Below are 26,930 nucleotides of genomic sequence, written 5' to 3'. Positions count from 1 at the left end.
GCCGCGGTTATCGCGGGCCGGGGGGGCTGCGCGCACACCCCGCCCCGGGGGGGCCGGCCCTTCCCCCCGCCCCGCCCCCCGCGGGGTGAGCTCGGCCTCCAACTCGGGAGACCACAGCTTCAGGTGGGATCGGTTACTGCATGACCGCCATGGCGAGCGCCCGGCGGGCACGCCGTGAGGCGCGCTCCGCCTTGCGCTGCATCCGGCGGGCGGCCACCAGGCGCGCGGCCCGGCGGTCTCGCTCCGCCTCCTGCAGTCGCTCGTGCATATGTGCACGAGCCATGGCTTCTGGAATGAGTTGCATCTCTCGGGTCCTGTTCTGGCGCGAGTCCTTCGCGCCGTGCGGGGTGAGGTCTTGAGTCGCGGAGCCTGCGGGCTCGTGGGTGGACGGCTTCATCGGGGCCTGCTTCTGGGGGTCGTGCGTGAAGGGACGGTCGATCGTTCCTGCGGTGTTCATGCCGTGACCGGGTTCTTGCGCGGGCGGCCACGCGGCCGCTTCCGGGCGACGACGACACCCTGCACGAACAGCTCGCCACCCCAGACGCCCCAGGGCTCACGCCGCTCCTTGGCGCCGGCGAGGCAGGCCTCGACCAGCGGGCAGGTGCGGCACAGGGACTTGGCGTACTCCACGTCCGCCGGCGACTCGGCGAAGAAGACCTCCGGGTCGTAGGAGCGGCACGGGACGGGTACGCCGAGGTTCTCGATGGCGTCGTCGAGCGCGGTGAGCGCGGTGAGCGGGGTCAAGGCGGAGTCCTCCGTGGGGCCGGGCTTGGGGATCGTGTCGGAAGGCGGTACGGACGGGGCGTGCGCTTCGAGTTGCACGGTTCGTCTTCCTCGTCTGGTCGTTCCGGCCTGTTGGCCGGGGGGCGGCTGGTACCCGGTTCTTTTCTTGTCCCGAGGCTCCTTCGGTCCGTCGTCCCTGGTCAGGGACAAACAGAAGGGCCGCGGATCCCGGATGGGGTTCCGCGGCCCTGAAGGCGCCGGCCTGATCAGATCAGGCTGGATCACTCCAGGGTTCTGGCCCACGGAAGGCCCACATCTGGTGGTGCTGCGTCGTCTGCGTCCGGAATCCGGCACCGGTCGCCGTAAAGGCATAGGCCCGCGCCTGTCCCTTTACTGCTGCTTCCAGTGCCTTGGTCGGTCGCTCATTGCGCTCACGGACGGGAAGGCCCGTGGGAGCAAGGGAGGAGGACGCCGGACGGACGGCACGAATGCCGGACAGACCGGTGCCCAGGTTCGAAACGCCGAGCATGCACGTGGAGACGGCCGAGCGATCGGTCATTTTCACGGTGCTGATGGAGCTGCTGTTGATGCTGATCACTGGACTCGCCTCCTCTCGGCGTCTCGGGGGACTGGGTGAACCAGTCCGACGGATATGCAAGTACAACACGGAATCAGGGCCTTCGAGAAGGCCGCTGCTCTCGTGCCTAAGAACCTATGGGGATTGCTGGGGCATGCGCAAACTATTTTTTCGACGAGTTGGCGTCAGTCTTGATCTGTGTCCCCTCCGGGGTACTGGCCTGCGCAGATGGCCAGGACATCGGCTCCGTAGCGGGTGAGCTTGCGCATCCCGACGCCCGGGATGCGTGCCAGCTCGTGCTCGTCGTCGGGCGCGGTCTCGGCGATCGCCACCAGTGTCCTGTCGGTGAAGACGCAGAAGGCGGGCTGACCACTGCTTCGCGCCTGGTCGGCGCGCCACTCGCGGAGCCGCTCGTAGAGGCCCTCGTTCATGTCGGAGGGGCAGCCGTCGCAGCGCATCAGCTTCATCTCGCCCGCGTCGGTCAGTGTGCGGCCGCAGACGCGGCAGCGGGCGGGGGTTCGCTGCACCCTTCTCGGGGCGGAACCCCTGGTTCCGGGGATTCCGCGCTCGATGCCGCCCGCGGCACCGCCGGTTGTACGACCCTTGGTGGCCGTCGAGCCGGGGCGCAGCCCGTCGAGGAAACGGCTGGGGCGGCGGTTGGGGCGGCCGCCGGGCGAGCGGGAGAGGGACCAGGAGACCTGGAGGTGTTCCCGCGCGCGGGTGACGCCGACGTACAGCAGGCGGCGCTCCTCCTCGATCTGTTCGTCGGTCTTCGCATAGGTGATCGGCATCATGCCCTCGGCCACGCCGACCAGGAAGACGACGTCCCACTCCAGGCCCTTGGCCGAGTGCAGGGAGGCGAGGGTGACGCCCTGCACGGTCGGGGCGTGCTGGGCGTTCGCCCGTTCGTCGAGTTCGGCGACGAGGTCCGCGAGGGTGGCGCCGGGTTTGGCTGCGGCGAAGTCCTGGGCGAGGTTCACCAGGGCGGCCAGGGACTCCCAGCGCTCTCTGACGGCGCCGGAGCCGGCCGGTGGCTGCGGTGTCCAGCCCTCGCCCGACAGCACGGCGCGCACCTGCGAGGGCAGGTCGACGACGTCGTCCAGGAGGGAGTCGTTGCCGCCGAAGCGGGCCGCGCCGCGCAGGGCGACGCCCGCCTTGCGCACCTCCGGGCGGTCGAAGAACCGCTCGGCGCCGCGCAGCTGGTAGGGCACCCCGGCGTCGGCGAGGGCCTGTTCGTAGGTCTCGGACTGGGCGTTCGTCCGGAACAGGATGGCGATCTCGGCGGCCGGGACCCCCGCGTCGACGAGTTCACGGATGCGGCGGGCCGCGCCCTCCGCCTCGGCGGGCTCGTCGGTGTACTCCGTGTAGGCGGGCTCGGGTCCCGGCGCACGCTGGGAGACGAGTTCCAGGCGGTGGTCGGCCGCGCGGCCGCTGGCCTGGGCGAGCAGGCCGTTGGCGAGGTGGACGACCTGGGGCGTGGAGCGGTAGTCGCGGACCAGCTTGACGACCGTGGCGCCTGGGTGTCGGGTGCGGAAGTCGAGCAGATGGTCCGGGGTTGCTCCCGTGAACGAGTAGATCGTCTGGCTGGCGTCTCCGACCACGCACAGGCTGTCCCGCTCGCCGAGCCACAGTTCGAGCAGGCGCTGCTGGAGGGGGCTGACGTCCTGGTACTCGTCGACCACGAAGTGCTGGTACTGGGAGCGGACCTGTTCGGCGATGTCGTGCCGGTCCTGGAGGACGGCCACGGTCAGCAGCAGCACGTCCTCGAAGTCGATGACGGAGCGGTCGCGCTTGACGTCCTCGTAGGCGGCGTAGAGCTGGGCGATCTCCGCGGGGTCGCGCGGGGCCTCACGGCCCGACTTGGCGACGGCGGGCGCGTAGTCCGCGGGGACGGTCTGGGTGACCTTGGACCATTCGATCTCGGCGGTGACGTCCCGCAGCTCGCCCCGGTCGAGCCGGATGCGGCAGGCCGCGGCCGCGTCGGCGACGAGCTGGATCTTGCGGTCGACGAGCCGGGGCATGGAGCCGCCGATCGCTTTCGGCCAGAAGTACTGGAGCTGACGCAGGGCCGCCGAGTGGAAGGTGCGCGCCTGGACGCCCGCGGCGCCGAGCTGGCGCAGCCGGCCGCGCATCTCTCCGGCGGCGCGGTTGGTGAAGGTGACGGCGAGCACGCTGGAGGGGTGGAGGACGCCCGCGCGCACTCCGTAGGCGATGCGGTGGGTGATGGCGCGGGTCTTGCCCGTGCCCGCGCCCGCCAGGACGCACACCGGACCGTGCAGGGCGGTGGCCACCTCGCGCTGCTCGGGGTCGAGCCCGTCGAGCACCGCGTCGGCCGAGTCCGGTACCTGCGGGAACAGGGTGGAGTGCGTTGCTGCTGTCACACGGCCATGCTGCCAGGTCGCGGGAGACGGCCGTGCCGGTTGTCCACAGGCGGGCCCTGATAGTCGCACTAATGCGGCAGGCGTCACGTCCGGCAGGGCCCGGACCCCGGGAATGGCGGCCCCTTCACGTACGTTCCACCTCTGCGACCACCCGCCCCCGAGCCACCGAAGGAGCACGAGAGACATGCTGGGCACCGTGACGATGTACAGCACCACGTGGTGCGGCTACTGCCGCCGGCTGAAGAGCCAGATGGACCGCGAGGGCATCGCGTACACCGAGATCAACATCGAGCAGGACCCGGAATCCGCCGCGTTCGTGGAGAAGGCGAATGGCGGAAACCAGACGGTGCCCACCGTTCTGTTCCCGGACGGCTCCACCCTCACCAACCCGTCGCTGGCTCAGGTGAAGCAGAAGGTCGGCGCGTAAACGCCGCACGGTTGTGCGGGGAAGGCGGTTCCTGAGACAGCTCGGGCACCGCCTTCTCCGTCTGCGCGGCCGGAGTGTGTGCGTGGCTCACACAGGCGTCAGGCCACGCTCCTCATCGGGAGCGGCTTGCCGTACCAGAGCTCGATCAGGCGGGCCGCGATCGAGATGCCGTACGGCGGGAGCACCTCGCCGGACTCGAAGGCGGCGCGCAGGTCGTCGCGGGAGAACCAGCGGGCCTCGTGGATCTCGTCACCGTCGACCTCGATCTCGGTCGAGGTGGCGCGGGCCATGAAGCCCAGCATGAGGCTGGACGGGAAGGGCCAGGGCTGGCTGGCGACGTACTCGACCGGGCCGACGGTGATGCCGACCTCCTCGAGGACCTCGCGGCGCACCGACTGCTCGATGGACTCGCCGGGCTCGACGAAGCCGGCGAGCGTCGAGAAGCGGCCCTCGGGCCAGTGGACCTGGCGGCCGAGCAGGAGACGGTCGTCCTCGTCGGTCACGGCCATGATCACGGCGGGGTCCGTGCGCGGGTAGTGCTCGGCGCCGCAGGCCTGGCAGCGGCGGATGTGGCCGGCCGCCGCGATGACGGTGCGCTCGCCGCAGCGCGAGCAGAAACGGTGCGTGCGCTGCCAGTTCTCCAGACCCACCGCGTGCACCATCAGGCCCACGTCACGGGCCGACAGGAGCAGGCCCGCCTCGCGCAGGCCCGCCGGGCGCGCGGACTGGTCCATACGCCCGGGCAGGGAGTCCTTCTGGAGGGCGAAGTAGCTGACGCCGTCCTCGTCGATGCCGAGGAAGTAGCGGTGCGCCTCGGTGAGGGGGGCCTCGAAGGAGGGGATCATGACGAGTTCGGTGTGCCCGTCCGCCGTCTCGTCGATGAGGACCTGGCCGCCGGACACCACGAAACAGCGCGTCGAGGGGTGGCTCCACGCCGCCGCGAGCCAGGCCTCGTCGAGCCGGTGGTGCGCGCCCCTGTCGATGCCGCTCGGGGCGGTGAGCGAGATGGGTCGGTCGGCGTTCTGGTCGGTCCAGGTGGTCACTGGTGCTTCCAACTCCCCGGTGGAACGGTCGGGTTCGGCGGGCTGATCAGCGGGACGTACGGCGGGAGGCGACCGGGTCCGGCAAGGCTCGGGCGGTGCGGGGCGGCTCTTCCAGTGTGCCCCTCGCGCGCGGCCGGTCCGGGCGGCCCGGGACGCTCAGGGCGCATGACGCCAGTTCTCGGCGAGGTCGCCCCACAGGTACGCGGTGGTCTCGACGCCCTTGAGGAGCAGGTCGAGTTCCACTTTCTCGTTCGGGGCGTGCCAGCCGTCGGACGGGACGGAGATGCCGAGGAACAGCACCGGAGCCCCGAGGACGTCCTGGAGGTCCGCCGCCGGTCCGGAGCCGCCCTCGCGGGTGAAGCGGACCGGTTCTTCGAAGGCTCGGCCCATCGCCCGGGCGACCGACCGGAGGGCGGGGTGGTCCAGCGGGGTCAGGCAGGGGCGCGTGGCCCCGCTGAACGTGATCTCGCCGCGGATCCCGGCGGGCACCTGCTGCTCGGCCCAGGCGCGGACGGCCTTCTCCACATGGTCGGGGTCCTGGCCCGCCACCAGCCGGAAGGACAGCTTCACCAGGGCGGAGGACGGGATGATCGTCTTGCTTCCCGGGCCCTGGTAGCCGCCGCCGATGCCGTTGACCTCGGCGGTGGGGCGGGCCCAGATCCGCTCCAGAGTGGTGTGGCCGGACTCCCCCTGGGTGGCGTACGACTTGGCCGTGCGCAGCCACTGCGATTCATCGAAGGGCAGTTCGGCGAAGAGTTCACGCTCGCGCTCGGTGAGTTCGACCACGCCGTCGTAGAAGCCCGGGATCGCCACGCGCGCGTGCTCGTCGTGCAGCGCGGCCACCAGGCGGGCGGCGGCCGTCGCCGGGTTGGGCACCGCGCCGCCGAAGGAGCCGGAGTGGATGTCCTGGTCGGGGCCGTGCAGGCGTATCTCGCACTCGGCGAGGCCGCGCATGCCGGTGCACACCGTGGGGGTGTCCTCGGACCACATGCCGGTGTCGGAGACGATCACGGCGTCGGCGGTGAGCCGCTCGGCGCGCTCTTCGACGAGGGCCCTGAAGTGGGGCGAGCCGGACTCCTCCTCGCCCTCGATCAGCAGCTTCAGATGCACGGCCGGGGTGGTGCGGCCGGTGGCGGCGAGGTGGGCGCGGACGCCGAGGGTGTGGAAGAACACCTGGCCCTTGTCGTCGGCCGCCCCGCGCGCGTAGAGACGGTTCTCGCGGACGACGGGCTCGAAGGGGTCGCTGTCCCAGCCGTCCTCCCGGGCGGCGGGCTGCACGTCGTGATGGCCGTAGACCAGCACCGTAGGGGCCTGCGGATCGTCGGAGGGCCACTCGGCGAAGACGGCGGGGGCGCCGGGGGTCTGCCAGACCTCGGCCGTCGGGAACCCGGTCTCCTTCAGCTCGGCGGCGAGCCAGTCGGCGCTGCGTCGTACGTCGGGCGCGTGGTCCGGCTGGGCGGACACCGACGGGATGCGCAGCCACTCGGCGAGGTCGTCGAGAAAGGCGTCGCGGTGCTGCTGGATGTACGTACGGACGACGCTGTCCGGGGTCTGGCTCATGGTCACGAGCCTATCGGCCCGCACTGACGTCCTCGGAGTGCGGTTCCTCACCGGGCGGCTCCTCGCTCAGCAGCCGCTCCAGCGCCGCGCGGTCCGGCAGATCGTCGGGGCGGACGATCTCACCGGTGCGTACGTACAGGAACCCGGCCGTGACGGATTCCGGGGGTACGCCCTGCTGCTCGGCCCAGGCGAGGCGGTAGACGGCGAGCTGGAGGGGGTCCGCGGTGCGGGCGCGGTTGGTCTTCCAGTCGACGATCTCGTACGTCGTGCCCTCACCGTCGCCCTCCTTGTAGACGGCGTCGATGCGGCCCCGTACGACGCGGCCGGCGAGCGCGAGCTGGAAGGGGGCCTCCACCCGGTAGGGCGTGCGGTGCGCGTACTCGGTCTGCTCGAAGGCGTCCTTGAGGGCCTCCAGGTCCCGTTCGTCGGCGATCTCCGCTTCGCGGCCGGGCAGCTCCTCCGGCTCCAGCAGGGGCAGCGTCAGCTCTTCGAAGCGGGCCTCGACCCAGGCGTGGAAGCGGGTGCCGCGGCGGGCGGCGGGCTGGGGCGGACGGGGCAGCGGGCGGGCCAGCTCCTGGGCGAGGCCGTCCGGGTCGGCGGCCAGGAGCAGCAGCTGGGAGGCCGTGAGGGAGGTGGGCAGGGGGACCTCGGTGACGCTGTCGCGGGCGCGCAGGAGCTCGCCGGTGAGGGCGTCGAGGTCGCGGTCCCAGGAGGCGATGGTGCGGGCTTCCTCCGGGGTGAGGTGGGGCCCGCGGTGCCGGTGGGCGTCCGAGGGTTCCGGTGGCGGCGCCTGGCGAGGGATCGTCGGGCCGTCTGGCCGTGCGTCCTCGTCAGCCGAGTCTTCCCTGAAAGGGTCTTCGTTGAAGGGGCCTTCGTCGAACGGGTCCGGCTCGTCATACGGAGGCTCGTCGTCCTCGGGCGGCGGGGGCCACTCCGGGTCGTCGAACGCGTCCGGGTCGTGCACGGCCACGGGGTGCTCGTCCTCGTGGGACGCGAGGTTCTCCAGGTGGGCCAGGACGGTCTCGGCGGCGGCGCGGCGGCGGGCCAGGGCCGCCTCGTCCAGGGGCAGGGGCCACACCTGGTCGGCGGTGGCCTGGTGCAGGGCCGGGTTCTCCTCGTCCTCGGCGGGTTCGTCGGCCCAGGCCTCGATCTCGCCGTACCCGGCCGCGCAATGCTCGTAGAGGTCCTGGAGGAACGCGGAGGGTCCGCGGCGCTTCTTCTGGGTGGGTCCCCACCAGTGGCCGGAGCCCAGGAGCAGGGAGCGGGGGCGGGTGAAGGTGACGTAGCCGAGGCGGAGTTCCTCGGTGTGCTGGTGGTCCTTCATGGCCTCGTGGAAGGCCTTGAGGCCCTTGGCGTCCCAGGAGGTGATGTCGGGGAGGGTGGCGGCGTCGCCGCGCAGTCCGTGGGGCAGGACCTTGCCCTGGGAGGTCCACTTCTCGCGGCCCTGGCTGCTGGGGAAGGTGCCGGTGACCAGGCCGGGGACGACCACGACGTCCCACTCCAGGCCCTTGGACTTGTGGGCGGTGAGCACCTTGACGGTGTTCTCGCCGCCGGGGAGGGCGTTGTCGAGGCCCTTCTCGTACTGGGCGGCGGTGCGCAGGAAGCCGAGGAAGGCGAGCAGGCTGGCCTCGTTGTCGCCGGCGGCGAAGGAGGCGGCGACGTCCAGGAAGTTGGAGAGGGTCTCGCGGCGGCGTGCCGCCAGCGCGTGCGGGGACGCCGACAGCTCCACCTCGAGGCCGGTGACGGCGAGGACGCGGTGCAGGACGTCCATCAGCGGGTCGGACAGGGAGCGGCGCAGGTCGCGCAGTTCGGTGGCCAGGCGGGCGAAGCGCACGCGCGCGTCGGGCGAGAAGGGCAGCCCGTCGTCGTCCCCGCGGCCGTCCAGCGGCGTCTCCAGGAAGGTGTCGAGGGCGTCCGCGAGGGAGATCACCTCGGCCGGGTCGACCCCCTCCACGGCCTCGGCGAGGCGGCGGTCCGGGTCGTCGTCGCCCTCCACGCGCGCGTGGCTCACGAGGAGCCGGGCCCGCCGCCCCAGCAGGGCGAGGTCGCGCGGGCCGATGCGCCAGCGCGGGCCGGTCAGCAGACGGACCAGGGAGGCGTTGGCGCCGGGGTCCTGGAGGACCTCGCACACGGCGACGAGGTCGGCGATCTCGGGCAGGTGCAGCAGCCCGGACAGGCCGACCACCTCGACCGGGATGTCCCGGGCCACCAGTGCGCCCTGGATCTCGGAGAAATCGGTCGCCGTACGGCACAGGACCGCGATCTCGCCGGGTGCCGTCCCGGTCCTCACGAGGTGGGCGACGGAGTCGGCGGCCCAGTCGATCTCCTCGGCGTGCGTGCGCAGCAGGGCGCAGCGCACGATGCCGTCGCGTTCGGCCCCGGGGGCGGGGCGAAGGGCCTCCACGCCCGCGTGCAGGTCGCGCAGGGGCTCCGCGAGGCCGTTGGCGAGGTCGAGGAGGCGGCCGCCGCTGCGGCGGTTCTCGCTGAGCGCCTGGCGGGTCGCGGGGCGGCCGTCGGCGCGGGCGAAGTGCTCGGGGAAGTCGTCGAGGTTGGCGACGGAGGCGCCGCGCCAGCCGTAGATCGCCTGGCAGGGGTCGCCGACGGCGGTGACCGGGTGGCCGGTGCCCTCGCCGAACAGGCCCGCCAGGAGGACGCGCTGGGCGACGGAGGTGTCCTGGTACTCGTCGAGCAGGACCACCCGGAACTCGTCGCGCAGGAGGCGGCCCACTTCGGGGATCCCGGCGAGCCGGGCCGACAGGGCGATCTGGTCGCCGAAGTCGAGCAGGTCCCGCTCGCGCTTGGCGGCCCGGTAACGGTTCACCAGCTCGGCCAGTTCACGGCGCGCGGCAGCCGCTTCGGGGACCTTGCGCAGGTCGGCGTTGCTGAGCTTGACGCCTCGCAGCGTCAGCAGCAGCTCGGCGTCGTACGCGCGCAGCGCCTCCGGACGTACGAGGTGCTCGGCGAGTTCGGAGTCGAGGGCGAGGAGGTCGCCGACCAGGTCCGGGAAGGAACGGGTCAGGGCCGGGTAGGACCCCGGGGCCTCGCGCAGGACGCGCGCGGCAAGCTGGAAGCGGGTGGCGTCGGCGAGCAGCCGGGACGTGGGCTCGAGCCCGATGCGCAGACCGTGGTCGGTCAGCAGACGGCCCGCGAAGGAGTGGTACGTGGAGATCACCGGCTCGCCCGGCGGGTTGTCCGGGTCGATGGCGTCCGGGTCGGTGACACCGGCCTTGACCAGCGCCTTGCGGACACGCTCGGCGAGTTCGGCGGCGGCCTTGTTGGTGAAGGTGAGGCCGAGCACCTGCTCGGGGGCGACCTGGCCGGTGCCGACCAGCCACACCACGCGGGCCGCCATCACCGTCGTCTTGCCCGATCCGGCCCCGGCCACGATCACCTGCGGGGCGGGCGGCGCGGTGATGCAGGCCGTCTGCTCCGGGGTGAACGGGATGCCGAGGAGCTCCTTGAGCTGTTCGGGTTCGGTGATTCGGGCGGGCACAACGACAGAGGCTAGTAGCGACCACTGACAGTGGTGACCGGATCGGTCTCCGGGGAGGATCCGGAGAGGCCACGGGGAGAAAGAGGCGCAGGTCAGCGCAGGTGGTGCGAAAGCTCACTCGACGACATGGCGGCCCTCCTGGCGCGCGCTGCACGAGGCCCGGAACGAGCAGTGCGTGCAGTGCTGCCCGGCGGTCGGCGTGAACCGCTCGTCGAGGACCTTCCCGGCGGCGGTGGCCAGCAGGTCGCCGACCCACTCCCCCTCCAGCGGCTCCTGGGCCTGCACCTTGGGCAGGGTCTCGCCGCCGTCGCGCTGGGCGGCGCCCTGCCGGAGATGGACGAGTTCGGCACCGCCCGGCTCGGGACGCACACCGTCGAAGACGTCGTCCACGGCGCCCTCGCCGACGGCCAGCTGGTAGACGGCGAGCTGCGGGTGGCGCTCCACCTCCTTGCCGGTGGGCGCCTGCTTGCCGGTCTTGAAGTCGACCACGTAGGCGCGGCCGTCGCCGTCCGCCTCGACGCGGTCCATCTGGCCCCGGATGCGCACCTGGTAGTCGCCCGCCTCGAGGGTGACGTCGAAGTCGTGCTCGCTGGCGACCGGGGTACGCCCGGTGCGGTCCATGACGTGCCACTGGAGGAACCGTTCGAGCGCCACGCGCGCGTTGTCCTTCTCCTGGTCCGACTTCCAGGGCGCGTCGAAGGCGAGGGCGTTCCACACGGAGTCGAGGCGTTCCATGAGGACGGAGAGGTCGGCCGGGGTGTGCCCGGAGGCGACCTCGTCGGCGAGGACGTGCACCACGTTGCCGAAGCCCTGCGCGGCGGTCGCGGGCGCGTCGGCCTTCACCTCGCGGCCCAGGAACCACTGCAGGGCGCAGGTGTTGGCCAGCTGGTCGAGGGCGCTGCCGGAGAGCACGACGGGCTGGTCGCGGTTGCGCAGCGGCACCTTGGACTGCGTCGGCTCGAACATGCCCCACCAGCGGTAGGGGTGTGCGGACGGCACCAGGGGGCGGCCGTCCTCGTCGGCGAGGCCGGCGAGCCGGGCGAGACGCCGGGCGGCGGCTTCCCGGAGGGCGTCGGAGACGCGTGGGTCGACCGTGGTGGCACGCAGTTCGGCGACGAGTGCCGCGACGGACAGCGGGCGGCGGGGGCGTCCGGTGACGTCCTTGGGTTCGACGCCGAGTTCGGTGAGGAAGCGGGAGGGCTGGTCGCCGTCGTCCGCCGGGGCCTTGACCGCGGTGACGACCAGGCGTTCACGCGCGCGTGTGGCGGCCACGTAGAACAGGCGGCGTTCCTCGGCGAGCAGCGCGCCGGGGGTGAGGGGTTCGGCGAGTCCGTCGCGCCCGATGCGGTCGGCCTCCAGGAGGGAGCCGCGGCGGCGCAGGTCGGGCCAGAGCCCCTCCTGGACGCCCGCGACGACCACGAGGCGCCACTGGAGGCCCTTGGAACGGTGCGCGGTCATCAGGCGGACGGCTTCTGGGCGTACGGCACGCCGTGTGAGGGTGTCGGCGGCGATGTCCTCGGCCTCGATCTCCTCCAGGAAGTTCAGTGTGCCCCGGCCTCCGGTGCGCTCCTCGGCGCGGGCCGCCGTCGCGAACAGCGCGCAGACCGCGTCCAGGTCACGGTCCGCGTTGCGCCCGGCCGCGCCGCCGCGGCGGGCGGCCCGCTCCAGCCGCGCGGGCCACGGTGTGCCGTTCCACAGGTCCCACAGCGCCTCCTCGGCCGTACCGCCGCCCGCCAGGCGCTCGCGGGCCTTGCGGAGCAGCGCCCCGAGGCGCTGTGCGCCGCGCGCGTACGCGGGGTCGTGCACGGCCAGCCGCTCCGGCCCGGCGAGCGCCTGCGCGAGAAGCACGTCGGAGGGCGGCGGCAGCGGATTGCCCGCGGCCCGCTCCTCGTCCCGCAGGGCCCGGCCGAGGCGGCGCAGATCGGCGGCGTCCATGCTCGCGAGGGGGGAGGTGAGGAGGGTGAGGGCGGTCTCGGTGTCGAGCCATGAGGGGTCCGGCTCGGCGGATGGGCCGTCCTCGGACGTGGAAGGGCCGTCCTCGGAAGCGGAGGGTTCGTCCTTGGAAGAGGCCTCCCCCTCAGGAGCCCTCGACGCCTCCGCCGCGGCCACCGCCCGAAGCGCCGTCAGCAGCGGCGCCACCGCCGGTTCGTGCCGCAGAGGTACGTCGTCACCGTCGACGTCCACCGGGACGCCGGCCGCCGTGAGGGCGCGGCGGACCGTGGGGACGGTGCGGGAGCCGGCGCGCACCAGCACGGCCATCTCGCTCCACGGAACACCGTCCTCCAGGTGGGCCCTGCGGAGGATGTCGGCGATGTTGTCCAGCTCCGTCCCCGAGGTCGGGTACGTGTACGCCTCGACCCGGCCGCCGTCCCTCACGGGCGCGAGTTCGCGGTGGGCGCGCACCTTCTCGGCGGGCAGGCGGGTCAGCGGCATGCGCTGGGTCAGCAGCCGGGTGGCCGCCAGCAAGCCGGCGCCGGAGCGGCGGGACGTGCGCAGCACCGCGACGGGGGCCGGGCGGCCGTCCGCGCGCGGGAAGGCGTGCGGGAAGTCGAGGATGCCGTTCACGTCCGCCCCGCGGAACGTGTAGATCGACTGGTCGGGGTCACCGAAGGCGACGAGGGTGCGGCCACCGCCCGCCAGGGCGTGCAGAAGTCGTACCTGAGAGGGATCCGTGTCCTGGTACTCGTCGACGTAGACGGCGTCGTACCGGGCGGCGAGCCACGCGGCGACCTCGGGCCGGCGGGCGAGGAGCACCGCGCGGTGGACGAGTTCCGCGTAGTCGATCACGCCCTGGAGGTCGAGCACGTCGAGGTACTCGGCCAGGAAGGCGGCGGCCGCGCGCCAGTCGGGGCGTCCCGTGCGGCGGGCGAAGGCGTCCAGGGCGTCGGAGCCGAGGCCCAGCTCCCGGCTGCGGGCGAGGACCGCGCGGACCTCGTCGGCGAAACCGCGCGTGGTCAGACAGGCGCGCAGTTCGTCCGGCCAGCGCACGTGCGCGAGGCCGAGCCGCTCCAGGTCCACCTGCCCCGCGAGCAGTTCCCGTACGGAGACGTCCTGCTCGGGGCCGGACAGCAGCCGCATCGGCTCCACGAACAGGTCGCTGTCCTGGTGGGCGCGGACCAGGGCGTAGCAGAACGAGTGGAAGGTGGTCGCCCGGGGAGCGCGGGCCGCCCCGGCCCGGGTGGCCATGCGGTCGCGCAGCTCGACGGCCGCCCTGCGGCTGAACGTGAGGACCAGGACGCGCTCGGGGTCCCCGCCCCGGGCGATGCGCTCGGCCACGGACTCGACGAGCGTGGTGGTCTTGCCGGTGCCCGGACCTGCGAGGACGAGCAGCGGACCGGCCGCGTGGTCAACCACGGAGCGCTGCGAGGCGTCCAGAAGAGGGGGGTCCACCCGGGCAGGAGGGGTACGAACCAGTCGGTAAGCGCCACGGCTCCCCCGCCGCACCCGGGGGTGCGACAGGCCGCTGGCGGAGGAAGAGGAGCTCACGTGGTTCGCCGGTCCTGGTGGAAGTACTGGTTGGCGGGCCACCGCGCGTGGCGGGCGGTGACCGCGGGGTGACGGGGACGCGCGCAGCCGACGCTACGCCGACGGGTGAGGCGGAAGCAGGGCTTCCCCTTCTTCCCGCCGACCACTCACGGCACTCGTGCCACTCATACCCCTCGCCTCACGAACGTACGTCATGGCACCGACGTGCCCCGATTCCCCCGTCCGGATCACGGGCCACACGGGCGGCCGTCCGATGGCGGAAGCTGTCAGGTGTGACCCTCCGCGCGTTCGCCGCCGTCCCACCGCGCCCGTCGCATGTCGATCCGCGGCAGGTGGCCCTCGGCGGCCCGGCTCGCCTCCTTCAGGGGCGTGCCCTCCGCGCGGTAGTGGCCGAGCGCCCGCTGCTGGTGTCCCGGGAGCAGGACGCCGTCCGCGCGGACGACCCGCCACCACGGAACGGCTCCCCCGTAGAGAGCCATCACACGGCCGACCTGCCGCGGACCGCCCTCCTCCAGCCACTCGGCGACGTCCCCGTATGTCATGACACGGCCCGGCGGGATGAGTTCGGCGACGTCGAGGACCCGCTCGGCATAGGCGGGCAGGGCTTCCCCGGGGGCGCCGTCGTCCCCCGTGCGGGTGTCCTGCGCGCCTGCTTCGTCCGGAAGGCTCTCCTCGCTCATCCGCCCCATCCTGCCCCACCCCACCGACAACGGGACGCGTGTACCCACGAGCGCCTCCCTCGCCCGGCAGGACCGCGTCGGGCAGACTGTCCGCCCCCGCATGTGCACCCTGATGCCCTCGCGTATCGGTGCGGCATGCCACCATCGTGCGGGCGGTGACCGGTGATACGAGACCAAGAAGAGACGATGAAGCAGCAGGGTGCGCATTCCGAGGACACGGGGGGCACCTCTGACGCTTCGTCGCGCCCGGACTCTCCGGAGGACCGCCCGAAGACGGCCGGCGAGGAGCCCGACATCGCGCACATCGACGAGGTGGAGGGCGACGAACCGCTGCTCCCCGCGCGCGTGCACCGCCCGTCCGATCTGATGCGTCTCCTGGTGGGCGTGCTCGCCGTCGCGATTCTGATCGGGATCGCCGCGTTCGCGCACGGCACCACCTCGGGCCTCGAACAGGACATCAACAAGGGCACCGGGCAGGCACCCGATCTGCTCATCAAGATCGCGGGGCTGGCCTCCAGCATCGCGATCCTGCTGGTGCCGGTCGCCTTCGCGATCGAGCGGCTGATCAAGCGGGACGGCCTCAGAATCGCCGACGGCGTGCTCGCCGCGGTCCTCGCGCACGGTGTGACACTCGCCACCGACCTGTGGGTCGCCCGGGCCGCCCCCGACTCGATCCAGGAGGCGCTCACCCAGCCCTCCCCCGGGGACATCCACGCGCTGACCGATCCGGTGCACGGCTATCTGGCGCCGGTCATCGCCTATATGACAGCCGTGGGCATGTCACGCAGACCCAGGTGGCGCACGGTGCTGTGGGTCGTGCTGCTGCTCGACGCCTTCTCGATGCTCGTCACCGGGTACACGACACCGTTCTCGATCATCCTGACCGTGCTGATCGGCTGGACCGTGGCCTACGGCACGCTCTACGCGGTCGGCTCGCCCAACGTCCGGCCGACCGGGCAGACGCTGATGGCCGGTCTGCGGACCGTCGGCTTCCGCCCGGTCAGCGCGTCACGCGAGGACACCTCGGACAACCCGGACACCGGCGACCGGGGCCGGCGGTACTTCGTCACGCTCGAGGACGGCCCGCCGCTGGACGTCACGGTGGTCGACCGGGAGCAGCAGGCCCAGGGCTTCTTCTACCGCGCGTGGCGCAATCTGACCCTGCGCGGCTTCGCCACCCGCAGCAGCCTCCAGTCGCTGCGCCAGGCCCTGGAGCAGGAGGCGCTGCTGGCGTACGCGGCCATCGCGGCCGGCGCCAACGCGCCCAAGCTCATCGCCACCTCCGAGCTCGGCCCCGACGCGGTCATGCTCGTCTACGAGCACAGCGGCGCGCACACCCTCGACTCGCTGCCGGACGAGGAGATCACCGACGATCTGCTGCGCGACACCTGGCACCAGGTGAAGGCCCTGCAGTCCCGCCGTATCGCGCACCGCAGGCTGGTGGGCGACGCGATCCTGGTGGATCGTTCCGGCACGGTGATCCTCACCGACCTGCGCGTCGGCGAGATCGCGGCCGGCGACCTGCTGCTGCGCATGGACATCTCCCAGCTGCTGGTGACCCTCGGCCTCCGGGTGGGCGCCGAGCGTGCGGTGGCCTCGGCGGTGGGCGTGCTCGGTCCGGACGCGGTGGCGGACTGTCTGCCGATGCTCCAGCCCATCGCGCTCAGCCGCTCCACGCGCGCGACGCTGCGCAAGCTGGCCAGGGAGCGGGCACAGCGCGAGCGCGAGGCGGTTCTGGAGGCGTCCCGGCTGGCCAAGCAGGCCCGCCTGGAGGAGTCCTCCTCGGACGAGGCCGCTCCGGTCCCGGAGAAGACGGACAAGAAGACCGTACGGGCGGAGCAGCGGGCCGAGAAGCGGGCCATCGACGAGGCCGTGGAGGAGGCGCGCGAGGAGGACCTGCTCACGCAGATCCGCCACGAGGTGCTGCTGATCAGGCCGCAGGCACCGGTCGAGCCGGCCCGGCTGGAGCGGGTACGGCCGCGCACGCTGATCAGTTTCATGGCCGGCGCGATCGGCGCGTACTTCCTGCTGACGCAGCTCACGCACATCGAGTTCGGGCCGCTCATCGCGAACGCCGAGTGGGGCTGGGTCGCCGCGGCGGTGCTGTTCTCGATGTGCAGCTATCTCGCGGCGGCGATGGCTCTGCTGGGGTTCGTGCCCGAGCGGGTGCCGTTCCTGCGGACCGTGGCGGCGCAGGTCGCCGGATCGTTCGTGAAGATCGTCGCCCCGGCGGCGGTGGGCGGTGTCGCCCTGAACACGCGCTTCCTGCAGCGCGCTGGGGTGCGGCCGGGGCTCGCCGTGGCGAGCGTGGGCGCCTCGCAGTTGTTCGGGCTCGGCTGCCACATCCTGATGCTGCTGGCCTTCGGCTATCTGACCGGGACGGAGAAGACGCCGTCGCTGTCGCCGTCCCGGACGGTCATCGCCGGTCTGCTGACGGTGGCGGTACTCGTCCTCGTGGTGACCTCGGTGCCGTTCCTGCGGAAGTTCGTCGTCACGCGCGTGCGGTCGCTGTTCGCGGGTGTCGTGCCGCGCATGCTGGACGTGTTGCAGCGGCCGCAGAAGCTGGTCACCGGCATCGGCGGCATGCTGCTGCTGACCGCCTGCTTCGTGATGTGCCTGGACGCGTCGATCCGCGCGTTCGGCGACGAGTCCACCTCGATCAGCCTCGCCAGCGTCGCCGTCGTCTTCCTCGCGGGCAACGCCCTGGGGTCCGCGGCCCCGACCCCGGGCGGTGTGGGCGCGGTCGAGGCGACCCTGACGGTCGGTCTGATCGCCGTCGGCCTCCCGAAGGAGGTCGCGGCACCGGCCGTGCTGCTGTTCCGCCTGCTGACGCTGTGGCTGCCCGTGCTGCCGGGCTGGCTGGCCTTCAACCACCTCACCCGCAAGCAGGCCCTCTGACGCCGGCGGCCCGGCGGGCAGGGATTTCGGCACATCCTTTGGCAACACCAGCCCCTCCTACCTCGTACGACACGCGTCCCGCGCGTGGGCGCCCGTGCCGCCGCAGGATGGAACCATGCCTTCGCTCCTCCGGCTGCGCGCCGCCGTCCTGACCGCCACCGCCGTGCTGCTGTCCACCGTGCTGGCGGGCTGCGGTGACGACGACACCAAGGGCGAGGACCTCACGCGGCAGGAACTGAGCTGGAAGGCCTGCCCGGCGCCGGACGAGGCCCAGGGCGGAGGCACCCCGCCCTCTCCCCTGCCGGACGACGGCGAGTGGCAGTGCGCCACCATGCAGGCCCCTCTCGACTGGGACGACCCCAAGGGCGACACGATCGGCCTCGAACTGATCCGCGTCAGGACCACCGGCGACGCGAACGAACGCATCGGCTCGCTCATCTTCAACTTCGGCGGCCCGGGCGGCTCGGGCGTCACCGCGCTGCCCGGCTTCGCCGAGGACTACAAGACCCTGCGCACCCGCTACGACCTGGTGAGCTTCGACCCGCGCGGCGTCGGCCGCAGCGACCCCGTGATCTGCGAGAACGACCAGCAGCTCGACGCGTACTTCCAGCAGGACGCCACGCCCGACGACAGCGCCGAACGCACCGAGCTCCTGGACAACACCACGGAGTTCAACGACGCCTGCGAGGAGAACTCCGAGAAGATCCTGCCGCATGTGCGCACCACCGACGCGGCCCGCGACCTCGATCTGATGCGCCAGGTCCTCGGCGACGAGAAGCTGCACTACTTCGGCATCTCCTACGGCACCGAACTCGGCGGCGTCTACGCGCACCTGTTCCCCAAGCGGGTCGGCCGTGCCGTGTTCGACGCCGTCGTCGATCCCACGCAGAACGCCGAGCAGGGCTCGCTCGGGCAGGCCAAGGGCTTCCAGACCGCGCTCGACAACTTCGCTGAGGACTGTGTGTCCAAGACCGAGGAGTGCCCCATCGGTGACAGCGCGCAGAATGTGAAGGACCGTATCGCCACGCTGCTGAAGGACCTCGACAGCAAGCCGATCCCGGGCGTCTTCCCTCGCCAGCTGACCCAGACCGCGGCGACCAACGGCATCGTGCAGGCGCTGTACTCGCAGGACTTCTGGGAGTACCTCACGGACGGCCTCGATCAGGCGTACGACGGCGACGGCAGCATCCTGATGCTGCTGTCCGACTCGATGAACGGGCGCAGCGAGAACGGCGAGTACGACAACTCGACCGCCGCCCACACCGCCATCAGCTGCTCCGACTCCAAGCCGCGCTACGACCCCGCCTATGTGGAGCGGAAGCTGCCCGAGTTCCAGGCCGCGTCCCCCCTGTTCGGCGACTATCTGGCCTGGGGCATGATCGGCTGCACCGACTGGGCCGTGGCGGGCGCCGCCGACCACCCGGACGTGAGCGCGCCGGGCTCGGCACCGATCCTGGTCGTCGGCAACACCGGCGACCCGGCCACCCCCTACGAGGGCGCGCGGAAGATGGTGGACGCGCTGGGCGAGGGCGTCGGTGTCGAGCTGACGTACCGGGGGCAGGGGCACGGCGCCTACAACAGCAAGAACAAGTGCGTGCAGGGCGCGGTGGACGGCTATCTGCTGGACGGAAAGGTGCCGCAGGCGGGGACCGTCTGCACCTGAGAACAGCCACGACCCCGACAAAGTCGCAGGTCAGAAGGTTATCCACAGGCCGTCACGGTCGGCGCGGGATCTGCCTACCATGGCCTGACCGCCATCCGCAGCACGGTGCGGACGGCCTGCGAGGGGGGACTGGGCGCATGTCGCGCTTCGTACGGTGGACCGCTGTGGCGGTCGCCTCGGCACTGCTGGCGGCGGGCTGCGGCGGCGGCTCGTCCGACGACGGCAAGGGCGGCGGGCTCTCCTGGGGCCGCTGCAAGGCCACCGCGGACGCCCCCGCGCCGGGCGACGACTGGCAGTGCGCGACGTTGAAGGTGCCGCTGGACTGGTCGAAGCCGGACGGCGGGACCATAGGACTGGCACTGATCCGCGCCAAGGCCCGCGGCGACGACCGCGTCGGCTCGCTCCTGTTCAACTTCGGCGGCCCCGGCGCCTCGGGCCTGTCGATGATGCCGTCGTACGCTCCGACGGTCTCCCGGCTCCGTGAGCGGTACGACCTGGTGAGCTGGGACCCGCGCGGGGTGGGCGCCAGCGAGGGGGTGCGCTGCCGCGGCGACAAGGAGATCCAGGCCGCCGAGTCGGTGGACGTCACCCCCGACACACCGGCTGAGGAGAAGGCCTACTTCCAGGACGCCGCCGACTTCGGCGAGGGATGCCGGAAGGACGCCGGGAAGCTCATGGCGCATGTCTCGACCGCCGACTCGGCCCGCGACATGGACCGCATCCGCGAGGTTCTCGGCGACGACAGGATGCAGTACTTCGGCATCTCGTACGGCACCGAACTGGGCGGCACCTATGCCCACTTGTTCCCGAAGCGGGTGGGACGGATGACGCTGGACGCGGTCGTCGACCCCGGCGCCGACACCGTGGGCCATGCCCAGAACCAGGCCAGGGGCTTCCAGCGCGCGCTGAACGGCTATCTCGAGTCCACGGGCCAGGACCCTGAGGAGGGCACGCGGAAGATCGCGGACCTGCTGCGACGGATCGACGCCCGGCCCCTGCCGACGGCCACGCCCGGGCGGAAGCTGACGCAGACGCTCGCGGTCACGGGCCTCACCCTGCCTCTGTACAACAAGGAGAGCTGGCCGACGCTGACCAGTGCCCTCGACGCGGCCGAGCGGGGTGACGGCTCGGAGCTGCTGACCCTCGCCGACGGCTACAACGATCGCGCCCCGTCGGGGCAGTACGGCACGACGACCCACTCGCAACGGGTCATATCGTGCCTGGACGACAGGCAGCGGCCGACCGCGGCCCGGACGAAGGAGCTGCTGCCGGAGTTCGAGAAGATCTCCCCGGTCTTCGGCCCCTTCTTGGGCTGGGACACGGCCGGCTGGTGCCACGACTGGCCGGTGCCCGGACAGCACGACACCCCGGAGGTGAGCGCTCCCGGCGCGGAACCGGTCCTGGTGGTCGGCAACACCGGCGACCCGGCGACCCCCTACGAGGGCGCCCGGAAGATGGCCGACGAGCTGGGCAAGGGCGTCGGTGTGATGCTCACCTGGCGGGGCGAGGGGCATGGCGCGTACGGCAGCGGGAGCGACTGCGTGGACTCCACGGTGGACGCGTATCTGCTGGACGGCTCGGTCCCGAAGGACGGCAAGGTCTGCTCATGACGACGGCGGGGGCTTCGCGCACTCGTGGTGCCCGAAGCCCCCGCCGGTCGGGAAGGGTTGCCGGAGACGGCTCAGTACACCGGCTTGTCCGGCTCGATCTGGTTGACCCAGCCGATCACGCCGCCGCCGACGTGGACCGCGTCCGAGAAGCCCGCGGACTTCAGGACCGCGAGGACTTCCGCACTGCGGACACCCGTCTTGCAGTGCAGGACGATCTTCTTGTCCTGCGGGAGGCTCTCCAGGGCGGTGCCCATGAGGAACTCGTTCTTCGGGATCAGCCGGGCGCCCGGGATGGAGACGATCTCGTACTCGTTCGGCTCACGGACGTCGATGATGTCGATGCCCTCGCCGTCGTCGATCCACTCCTTGAGCTGCTTGGGAGTGATCGTGGAGTCGGCGGCCGCCGCCTGGGCCTCTTCGGAGACGACGCCGCAGAAGGCCTCGTAGTCGATGAGCTCGGTGACGGTCGGGTTCTCGCCGCAGACCGCGCAGTCCGGGTCCTTGCGGACCTTGACCTGGCGGTACTGCATCTCCAGGGCGTCGTAGATCATCAGTCGGCCGACCAGCGGGTCGCCGATGCCGGCGAGCAGCTTGATGGCCTCGTTGACCTGGATGGAGCCGATGGACGCGCACAGCACGCCCAGGACGCCGCCCTCGGCGCAGGAGGGGACCATGCCGGGGGGCGGGGGCTCCGGGTAGAGGCAGCGGTAGCAGGGGCCGTGCTCGGACCAGAAGACGGAGGCCTGGCCGTCGAAGCGGTAGATCGAGCCCCAGACGTACGGCTTGTTCAGCAGCACGCAGGCGTCGTTGACCAGGTAGCGGGTCGCGAAGTTGTCCGTGCCGTCGACGATCAGGTCGTACTGGCTGAAGATGTCCATCACGTTGTCGGCCTCGAGCCGCTCCTCGTGAAGGATCACGTTCACGTACGGGTTGATGCCGAGGACGGAGTCACGGGCGGACTCGGCCTTGGGGCGGCCGATGTCGGACTGGCTGTGGATGATCTGGCGCTGCAGATTCGACTCGTCGACCTCGTCGAACTCCACGATGCCGAGGGTGCCGACACCGGCGGCGGCCAGGTACATCAGCGCCGGCGAGCCCAGGCCGCCGGCGCCCACACACAGCACCTTGGCGTTCTTCAGCCGCTTCTGCCCGTCCATCCCGACGTCGGGGATGATCAGGTGGCGGGAGTACCTGCGGACCTCGTCTACGGTGAGCTCGGAAGCCGGCTCGACCAGGGGTGGCAGCGACACGGGGACTCCGTTGGTCGGTCAATCACTACGGTTGTTCTCCCCGTAACAGTGCCATGCGCTTTTTCATTCCGAGACACCTGTTCCGACACGCGAGACGATTTCGTCCCAGTAGCCGGGCATGGCCTCCCAGGGATCGGTGCGGCCGTCGCCGTCCGTGCGGTCGGTGAAGTAGATCGTCGCGGCGCCCTGCCGACGGGCGATGCGCAGCGCCTCCCCCAGGTGGGGGCGGGGCACTCCGTGGACGAAGTGGCAGAAGCGCTCGGGCGAGTGGTCGGTGGTCCACTCGGCCACCTGCGCCCAGCGGTAGTCGCTCCACGGGCCGGAGAAGGTGACCAGCTGGTCGGCGAGTTCGACGTACCCCGGGTGCGGGTGGATGCCGTGGCCGAGGACGATGTGGGCCTGGTCACGGATCACACGGAGCGTGGCGACCGTGCGGCGCACCTCGGGCAGCCCCACGTGGTCCGCGGGGCAGCGCTCCAGGAGGAAGCCGTCGACCTGGTACCAGTCGACGAACCGGTGGGCGTCCGAGATCAGCTCTCCGAAGTTCCGGGTGCCGTACCGGGTGTCGAGGTGGCCGAGGACCCGGATGCCCGCGTTGCGCAGGCGGCCGCCCGCCTCCAGGCAGTGCGGGTCGGGGCGGGCGCCGGGGCCGTCGGCCACGTTGAGGACGACCCAGTGCAGCGGGGTGCCGGGGCGGGTGAGTTCGCCCCACTGGGTGGGGGCGAGGAGGGGGTGGGCGTAGCCGGGGACGCCGACGCCGGGGCGGAGTTCGGTGCCGGAGGTGCGTGGCCGTGTGCTGGTCAGATGCGGCATGCCGCCTCCATCCAGATGTCGGCGAGGGACTCCTCGAGGCCGATCCGGGGACGCCAGCCGAGCCGGTCGCGTGCGGTGCGCACGTCGGCCTGCTGCCAGCTGCCGCAGCCGTCGGGGTACGGGTACGCGACCTGGGGGGCGTGGTCCGGTTCCGGGCGGGGGTGGCCGATGGCCGGGCGCAGGGCGCCGGGAGGGCCGTCGAGTTCGTGGAGGGCGCCGCCGTATCCGGCCACGCGGGCGAGGACGGCGGCGGCGTCGCGCAGGCGCACGGCGCGGCCGGAGCCGATGTTGATGACGCCCTGCGCGGCGGAGAGCGAGGCGGCGTGGACGGCGCGGGCGACGTCGCGGACGTCGACGAAGTCGCGCTGCGCGCCCAGGCCGCCGAGTTTCAGCTCGCCGTCTCCTGACTGCATGGCGCGGCGCATGGCCTCGGCGAGGCGCCCGAGCGGGGAGCCGGCGGGGGTGCCGGGTCCGGCCGGTGAGAAGACGCGCAGGACGACGGCGTCCAGGCCGGAGCCGAGGACCAGTTCGGTGGCGGCGAGTTTGCTGACGCCGTACGGGCCGCCGGGCCGGGGGACGGCGTCCTCGGCCGTGGAGGAGCCGGGCTGGCTGGGGCCGTACTCCGCGCTGCAGCCGATCTGCACCAGCCGGGCGCCGCAGCCGCTGCGGCGCAGGGCCTCACAGACGGTGGCCACGGCGACGGTGTTGTGGCGGGTGAGTTCGCGGGCACCGCCCCGGGTGGCACCGGCGCAGTTGACGACGACGCCCGGGTGGACCGCGTCGAGGAAGCGGGTGAGGGCGCCGGGGCTGCCGGAGGCGAGGTCGAAGCGGACATCGGCGTCGTCGCCGCGGCCGAGGGCGGTGAGCTGCACGGCCGGGTCGGCGAGCAGGCGGTCGGCGACGAAGCGCCCGATGTAGCCGTTGGCTCCGATCAGCAGGACTCTCATCGCGCGGCTCCTGGGGCGGCTGGGACTCCTGGGTGGGTGGTCATCGGGGTTCTCCTTGGTGCGGGGTGAACGGGACGGGGCGGGTGCCTCCGGCGGTGGGCCGGTGTCCGTGGCTTGGGGTGGGGTCGGGCGCTCCTGGCTCCCGGGGCGGTCACCGTGAGGGGGTCGGCGGGGCGTGGGCCGACGCCCTGGTGAGCTTGCGCGTCGCGTGGACGAGGAGGGCCAGGGCTCCCGCTCCGCAGGCGAGGGTGGGGACGCTCCCGGCGCCCCAGAGGCTGACGAGGGTCTCCACGGGGGTGCCCAGGAAGCCGAGACCGGGGAGGCGGGCGATGAAGACCGTGGCGAGGGCGGCTGCCTGGACCGTCGTCGTCGCGGTGAGGACCACGGCCGGGGCGTGGACGAACCCGTGGGTGGCGAGGAGACGGGCGATGAAGAGGAGGGCGCCCAGGGCGAGGGCCTCCGCGTAGCCCGCGGGCTCGTCGAGGACTGCGGCACAGAGGGCGAGCAAAGCCAGCAGCGCCCCCAGGAAGAGGAGGACCGTGCCGAGCAGGAGCGGCCGTACGGCGGCGGCGAAGTCCTCGAGGCCGCGGCTTGCCGTGAGCCTGCGGCGGCCACGCGCCGTGAAGAAGTGAGCGGTCCAGGCCGCGGGCGCGCAGGCCAGGGCGAGGGCCAGGACCGGGACGACGGTGAGGGGCCAGGGGCCGTCGGCCGTGCCGGTGGGCAGACCGTCGGGGCCGCCGGTGACGGCGCTGTGGAGCAGGCCGTTGCCCAGAAGGGAGTAGGCGACGAGCCAGGAGATCCAGAGGGTGCTTCCGGCGGGCGCGGTGTGGTCGGTCCTGCTCAGGGGGCCTCGGCGGAGGGCCGCGCGGAGGGCCAGGCCCACGGCGAGGACGCCTGCCGCCGCGGCGAACAGGCGCGAGCGGCCGTGGGTGAGGTGCGCGGCGGCCACGGTGGCGGCGCACAGCGCGCCCGGCAGGAGCGTCAGGAGGAGCCAGTCCGCACGCGCCCGGGGAGCGGCGGGCTCCGGGGACGCGGGCGCGTCACCGTCTCGGGAGACTCGCGCGTACATCTCCTCGGCGAGGGAGAAGACGTCCCGGTGGCGGAAGCGGGCCGCGGTGCGCTCGGTGATGCCGTGGGCTTCCAGTCCCGCCGCGATCTCGAGGGGGTCCACCGCGCGTTCGCACAGTTCCCGGTGACGGTGCATCAGCGCCTTCACCGGGTCGGCACCGCGGCGCGGGGAGGCCGGCCTGCGGTCGGCGGCCGGCTCGTGAGTCGCGGACGGCTCGCGGACGGCGGGCGGCTCCTGTGTCACGGACGGCTCGCGGACGGCGGGCGGCTCCTGTGTCACGGACGGCTCGCGGACGGCGGGCGGCTCCTGTGTCACGGACGGCTCGCGGTCGGCGGGCGGCTCCGGGGCCGGTGAGGCCGTGGAGGCCGGGGTCGCGGACCCGGGTGCCTGCTCCGCGGGGGCATCCGCTGCTCCCGGGCCGGCAGGGGTACCGGGTCCGGCCGGTGTTCCAGGACGGTCCAGTGCGCCCAAGTCGTTCATCGCGCTCTCTCCGGGGCGGGGACGGGAGTGGTGGCTCGTACGGGACTGCCTCCGGTCCAGCCGGGGCCGCCGCGGGCGGCGAGGCCGGGGGGCGGGGCGGCCCAGCGGACCGGGACGCGGGCCTCGGCGGGCACCGCGAAGGGCAGCGGCGCCCCCGCCGCGTCGAGGACGACACGGCGGACGGGAGCGCGCGAGACGATCTCCAGGTAAATGCCGTGAAATGCCTCGATGTTCTGCTCGACCGTGAACAGTTCGAGGGCACGGGCCCGGGCGGCGGCGCCCAGTCGCTCACGGCGCTCGGGGTCGCGCAGCAGCGCGACACACGCCTCGGCGAGCGCTCGCGGATTGCGCGGCGGTACGACCAGCCCCGTGCCGCCGATGATCTCCACGACCGCGCCGACGTCCGTCGACACCGTCGCGCGCCCGCAGAGCATGGCCTCGACGAGGCCGATCGGGAAGCCCTCGACGACGCTGGACAGGACGGTCACGGCACCCGAGGCGTAGGCGTCGGCGGGGACCGGGAGTTCCGGCCCGCCGATCTCCTCGAACGACACCGGGTTGTGGCCGGCGGCGTGCGGGCCCTCGGCCTCGTCGGGGAAGAGCTGGGCGGCCAGTCCCCTGCAGTGGGCGAGATAGGCCGCGCCCTCGGTACCGGCCGGGGCTCCGACGATGCGCAGGCGCGCCCTCGGCTGCTGTTTGCGGATCTCGGCGAAGGAGTGCAGCAGCGAGACCAGGTCCTTGGCGGGCTCGACGTGGCCGACCCAGACGAGCGCGTCCGGGTCGGCGCACTCCGCGGACTCGCCCACCTCCGCGAAGGGCCGGGCGTCCATGCCGGGGTAGACCGTGCGGAGCTTCTCGCGGTCGGCGCCGCAGCGCTCCTGCCAGCGGCGGGCGTGCGTGTTGCCGGCGGTGACGACCTCGGCCTGTGCGTAGGCCTCGGCGGCGAGTCGGCCGTGGAAGGCCGCCAGCAGGGACCGTACGGCGGGCGGGGCGTCGGGGGCGGTGAGGTAGTGCGTCCGCAGGCGCACGCCGTACTCGGTCACCAGCAGGGGGACGCCGGTGAAGTGGCGGGCGAGCAGGCCCGGAAGGGCGGCCGGGCCGCCGGACGCGGCGTGGCAGAGGTCGACCGCGCCGAGTCCGTCGTCCTCGTACCAGTCGAGGGAGAGGGGGCGCAGCGCCCGTTCGAGGTGCGCGGCCACGGCGAGCAGATCCGGGACCCGGGCCTCACGCGCGGCGCGGTGGGCGCCGGGCGCACGACAGGCGCGTTCCAGGGCGCGTACGGCGGCCTCGGAGCGGAGGGCGCCGGCGAGGCCGCCCTCCTCGCGGGCGAGTTCGGCGAGGCCGTACAGAGCGTTGGCGAAACGGTCCGCCTCGGGGGTCGAGGCTCCCTCGGACGACGCCCCGCACAGCACGGCGGCCAGTTCGCCGAAGCACTCGGTGAACCGCCGGCGCGCACGGCGCCCCAGGACGACTCCGTCCTCCTCGGCCATCCACGGCGATGCGGTACGCACCCTGCGGACATTCGGCGACAGCGGGGTCCAGCCCTCGTCCTCCTGGTGTTCACTGCGACTGAGCGCGTAGACGTCGAACTCGTGCTGTGCGAGCCCGCGCACCAGCCGGTCGCACCAGAGCCTGGCGTCACCGCTCACATACGGATAGCCACCCTCGGTAAGCAGTCCGATGCGCACGTGTGCACCCCCGATCTCCCGTATGGGGAGCCGCCGTTGCCCGGCGGCTCGCAGCGGGACGAACGTATGCGGTCCAGGCGGTGGTGGGGGGGGCGGGGGTGGGGGGGCGCCCCCACAACGGGGGTCGCGGGGGACAATTGCC

Annotated in this window: 18 protein-coding genes; 4 read left to right on the top strand and 14 right to left on the bottom strand. The window is 72.6% G+C overall.

Annotated elements, in window-relative coordinates:
* Positions 1–133: 133 nt before the first annotated feature.
* The 4 genes from ACFT4A_RS39315 to ACFT4A_RS39300 all read right to left on the bottom strand — a co-directional run bounded on the left by ACFT4A_RS39315 (position 134) and on the right by ACFT4A_RS39300 (position 3,681).
* Positions 134–457 (bottom strand): hypothetical protein, encoded by a 324-nt coding sequence (locus ACFT4A_RS39315; protein ID WP_189723108.1) that lies wholly within the window; start codon positions 455–457, stop codon positions 134–136.
* Complete coding sequence (locus ACFT4A_RS39310) at positions 454–822, bottom strand: WhiB family transcriptional regulator (protein WP_190049450.1); 369 nt, start codon at positions 820–822, stop codon at positions 454–456. The genes ACFT4A_RS39315 and ACFT4A_RS39310 overlap by 4 nt, the downstream gene beginning before the upstream one ends.
* 172 nt (positions 823–994) lie before the next feature.
* Positions 995–1,321, bottom strand: a complete 327-nt coding sequence (locus ACFT4A_RS39305) for a hypothetical protein (RefSeq protein WP_382840590.1) — start codon at positions 1,319–1,321, stop codon at positions 995–997.
* A 164-nt stretch (positions 1,322–1,485) separates the two neighbouring features.
* Positions 1,486–3,681 carry an ATP-dependent DNA helicase UvrD2 gene (locus ACFT4A_RS39300; RefSeq protein ID WP_382840587.1) on the bottom strand — a complete coding sequence of 732 codons (2,196 nt, stop codon included), beginning with the start codon at positions 3,679–3,681 and terminating at the stop codon, positions 1,486–1,488.
* Between the two features lie 184 nt (positions 3,682–3,865).
* Here ACFT4A_RS39300 and ACFT4A_RS39295 point away from each other — a divergent pair, with 184 nt between their 5' ends.
* Positions 3,866–4,108, top strand: coding sequence for a mycoredoxin (locus ACFT4A_RS39295; protein WP_031132359.1), 243 nt, complete (start codon positions 3,866–3,868; stop codon positions 4,106–4,108).
* A gap of 98 nt (positions 4,109–4,206) precedes the next feature.
* On the opposite strand, the gene nudC is transcribed toward ACFT4A_RS39295, so the two are convergent.
* The 5 genes from nudC to ACFT4A_RS39270 all read right to left on the bottom strand — a co-directional run bounded on the left by nudC (position 4,207) and on the right by ACFT4A_RS39270 (position 14,370).
* Positions 4,207–5,151 (bottom strand): NAD(+) diphosphatase, encoded by a 945-nt coding sequence (gene nudC / locus ACFT4A_RS39290; protein WP_382840584.1) that lies wholly within the window; start codon positions 5,149–5,151, stop codon positions 4,207–4,209.
* A gap of 156 nt (positions 5,152–5,307) precedes the next feature.
* Positions 5,308–6,711 carry a dipeptidase gene (locus tag ACFT4A_RS39285; RefSeq protein WP_382840582.1) on the bottom strand — a complete coding sequence of 468 codons (1,404 nt, stop codon included), beginning with the start codon at positions 6,709–6,711 and terminating at the stop codon, positions 5,308–5,310.
* A 10-nt stretch (positions 6,712–6,721) separates the two neighbouring features.
* Positions 6,722–10,204: a UvrD-helicase domain-containing protein gene (locus ACFT4A_RS39280; protein WP_382840579.1), complete on the bottom strand. Its 3,483-nt coding sequence runs from the start codon at positions 10,202–10,204 to the stop codon at positions 6,722–6,724.
* 114 nt (positions 10,205–10,318) lie between these two features.
* Positions 10,319–13,690: an ATP-dependent helicase gene (locus ACFT4A_RS39275; protein ID WP_382840577.1), complete on the bottom strand. Its 3,372-nt coding sequence runs from the start codon at positions 13,688–13,690 to the stop codon at positions 10,319–10,321.
* A gap of 266 nt (positions 13,691–13,956) precedes the next feature.
* Positions 13,957–14,370, bottom strand: coding sequence for an MGMT family protein (locus ACFT4A_RS39270; protein WP_382840575.1), 414 nt, complete (start codon positions 14,368–14,370; stop codon positions 13,957–13,959).
* A gap of 186 nt (positions 14,371–14,556) precedes the next feature.
* On the opposite strand from ACFT4A_RS39270, the gene ACFT4A_RS39265 reads away from it, so the two are divergent.
* From ACFT4A_RS39265 to ACFT4A_RS39255, 3 genes are all read left to right on the top strand, one after another.
* Positions 14,557–17,268 carry a lysylphosphatidylglycerol synthase domain-containing protein gene (locus tag ACFT4A_RS39265; RefSeq protein ID WP_382840573.1) on the top strand — a complete coding sequence of 904 codons (2,712 nt, stop codon included), beginning with the start codon at positions 14,557–14,559 and terminating at the stop codon, positions 17,266–17,268.
* A gap of 115 nt (positions 17,269–17,383) precedes the next feature.
* Positions 17,384–18,931: an alpha/beta hydrolase gene (locus tag ACFT4A_RS39260; RefSeq protein ID WP_382840570.1), complete on the top strand. Its 1,548-nt coding sequence runs from the start codon at positions 17,384–17,386 to the stop codon at positions 18,929–18,931.
* 137 nt (positions 18,932–19,068) lie between these two features.
* Entirely contained in the window at positions 19,069–20,541 is a 1,473-nt protein-coding gene (locus tag ACFT4A_RS39255; RefSeq protein ID WP_382840567.1) for an alpha/beta hydrolase, read from the top strand.
* 71 nt (positions 20,542–20,612) lie between these two features.
* Here ACFT4A_RS39255 and moeZ read toward each other — a convergent pair whose 3' ends face one another.
* From moeZ to ACFT4A_RS39230, 5 genes are all read right to left on the bottom strand, one after another.
* Positions 20,613–21,791, bottom strand: a complete 1,179-nt coding sequence (gene moeZ / locus ACFT4A_RS39250; RefSeq protein WP_215118649.1) for an adenylyltransferase/sulfurtransferase MoeZ — start codon at positions 21,789–21,791, stop codon at positions 20,613–20,615.
* A 63-nt stretch (positions 21,792–21,854) separates the two neighbouring features.
* The gene (locus tag ACFT4A_RS39245; RefSeq protein WP_382840565.1) at positions 21,855–22,604 is read right to left on the bottom strand and encodes a spherulation-specific family 4 protein; all 750 of its coding nucleotides are present in this window, start codon (positions 22,602–22,604) and stop codon (positions 21,855–21,857) included.
* Positions 22,592–23,551, bottom strand: coding sequence for an NAD(P)-dependent oxidoreductase (locus ACFT4A_RS39240; protein ID WP_184590714.1), 960 nt, complete (start codon positions 23,549–23,551; stop codon positions 22,592–22,594). Before ACFT4A_RS39240 ends, ACFT4A_RS39245 begins: the two co-directional genes overlap by 13 nt.
* Before the next feature lie 151 nt (positions 23,552–23,702).
* On the bottom strand, positions 23,703–25,100 hold the full coding sequence (locus ACFT4A_RS39235; RefSeq protein WP_382840562.1) for a hypothetical protein: 1,398 nt from the start codon (positions 25,098–25,100) through the stop codon (positions 23,703–23,705).
* Positions 25,097–26,788, bottom strand: a complete 1,692-nt coding sequence (locus ACFT4A_RS39230; protein WP_382840559.1) for a DUF3492 domain-containing protein — start codon at positions 26,786–26,788, stop codon at positions 25,097–25,099. Before ACFT4A_RS39230 ends, ACFT4A_RS39235 begins: the two co-directional genes overlap by 4 nt.
* Positions 26,789–26,930 lie beyond the last annotated feature (142 nt).

The sequence above is a fragment of the Streptomyces sp. NPDC057099 genome (genome assembly GCF_042671245.1).
In the GTDB taxonomy this organism is placed as follows: domain Bacteria; phylum Actinomycetota; class Actinomycetes; order Streptomycetales; family Streptomycetaceae; genus Streptomyces; species Streptomyces purpurascens.
Note: the sequence above shows the minus strand (reverse complement) of the source record. Positions and strands in the feature narration are given on the sequence as shown.

Excerpts from the sequence above, each read along its gene's own strand:
- ACFT4A_RS39315 (WP_189723108.1), bottom strand. The coding sequence starts at position 457 with ATGAACACCGCAGGAACGATCGACCGTCCCTTCACGCACGACCCCCAG.
- ACFT4A_RS39295 (WP_031132359.1), top strand. The coding sequence starts at position 3,866 with ATGCTGGGCACCGTGACGATGTACAGCACCACGTGGTGCGGCTACTGC.
- ACFT4A_RS39285 (WP_382840582.1), bottom strand. The coding sequence starts at position 6,711 with ATGAGCCAGACCCCGGACAGCGTCGTCCGTACGTACATCCAGCAGCAC.
- ACFT4A_RS39270 (WP_382840575.1), bottom strand. The coding sequence starts at position 14,370 with ATGAGCGAGGAGAGCCTTCCGGACGAAGCAGGCGCGCAGGACACCCGC.
- ACFT4A_RS39265 (WP_382840573.1), top strand. The coding sequence starts at position 14,557 with ATGAAGCAGCAGGGTGCGCATTCCGAGGACACGGGGGGCACCTCTGAC.
- ACFT4A_RS39260 (WP_382840570.1), top strand. The coding sequence starts at position 17,384 with ATGCCTTCGCTCCTCCGGCTGCGCGCCGCCGTCCTGACCGCCACCGCC.
- ACFT4A_RS39255 (WP_382840567.1), top strand. The coding sequence starts at position 19,069 with ATGTCGCGCTTCGTACGGTGGACCGCTGTGGCGGTCGCCTCGGCACTG.
- ACFT4A_RS39245 (WP_382840565.1), bottom strand. The coding sequence starts at position 22,604 with ATGCCGCATCTGACCAGCACACGGCCACGCACCTCCGGCACCGAACTC.
- ACFT4A_RS39240 (WP_184590714.1), bottom strand. The coding sequence starts at position 23,551 with ATGAGAGTCCTGCTGATCGGAGCCAACGGCTACATCGGGCGCTTCGTC.
- ACFT4A_RS39235 (WP_382840562.1), bottom strand. The coding sequence starts at position 25,100 with ATGAACGACTTGGGCGCACTGGACCGTCCTGGAACACCGGCCGGACCC.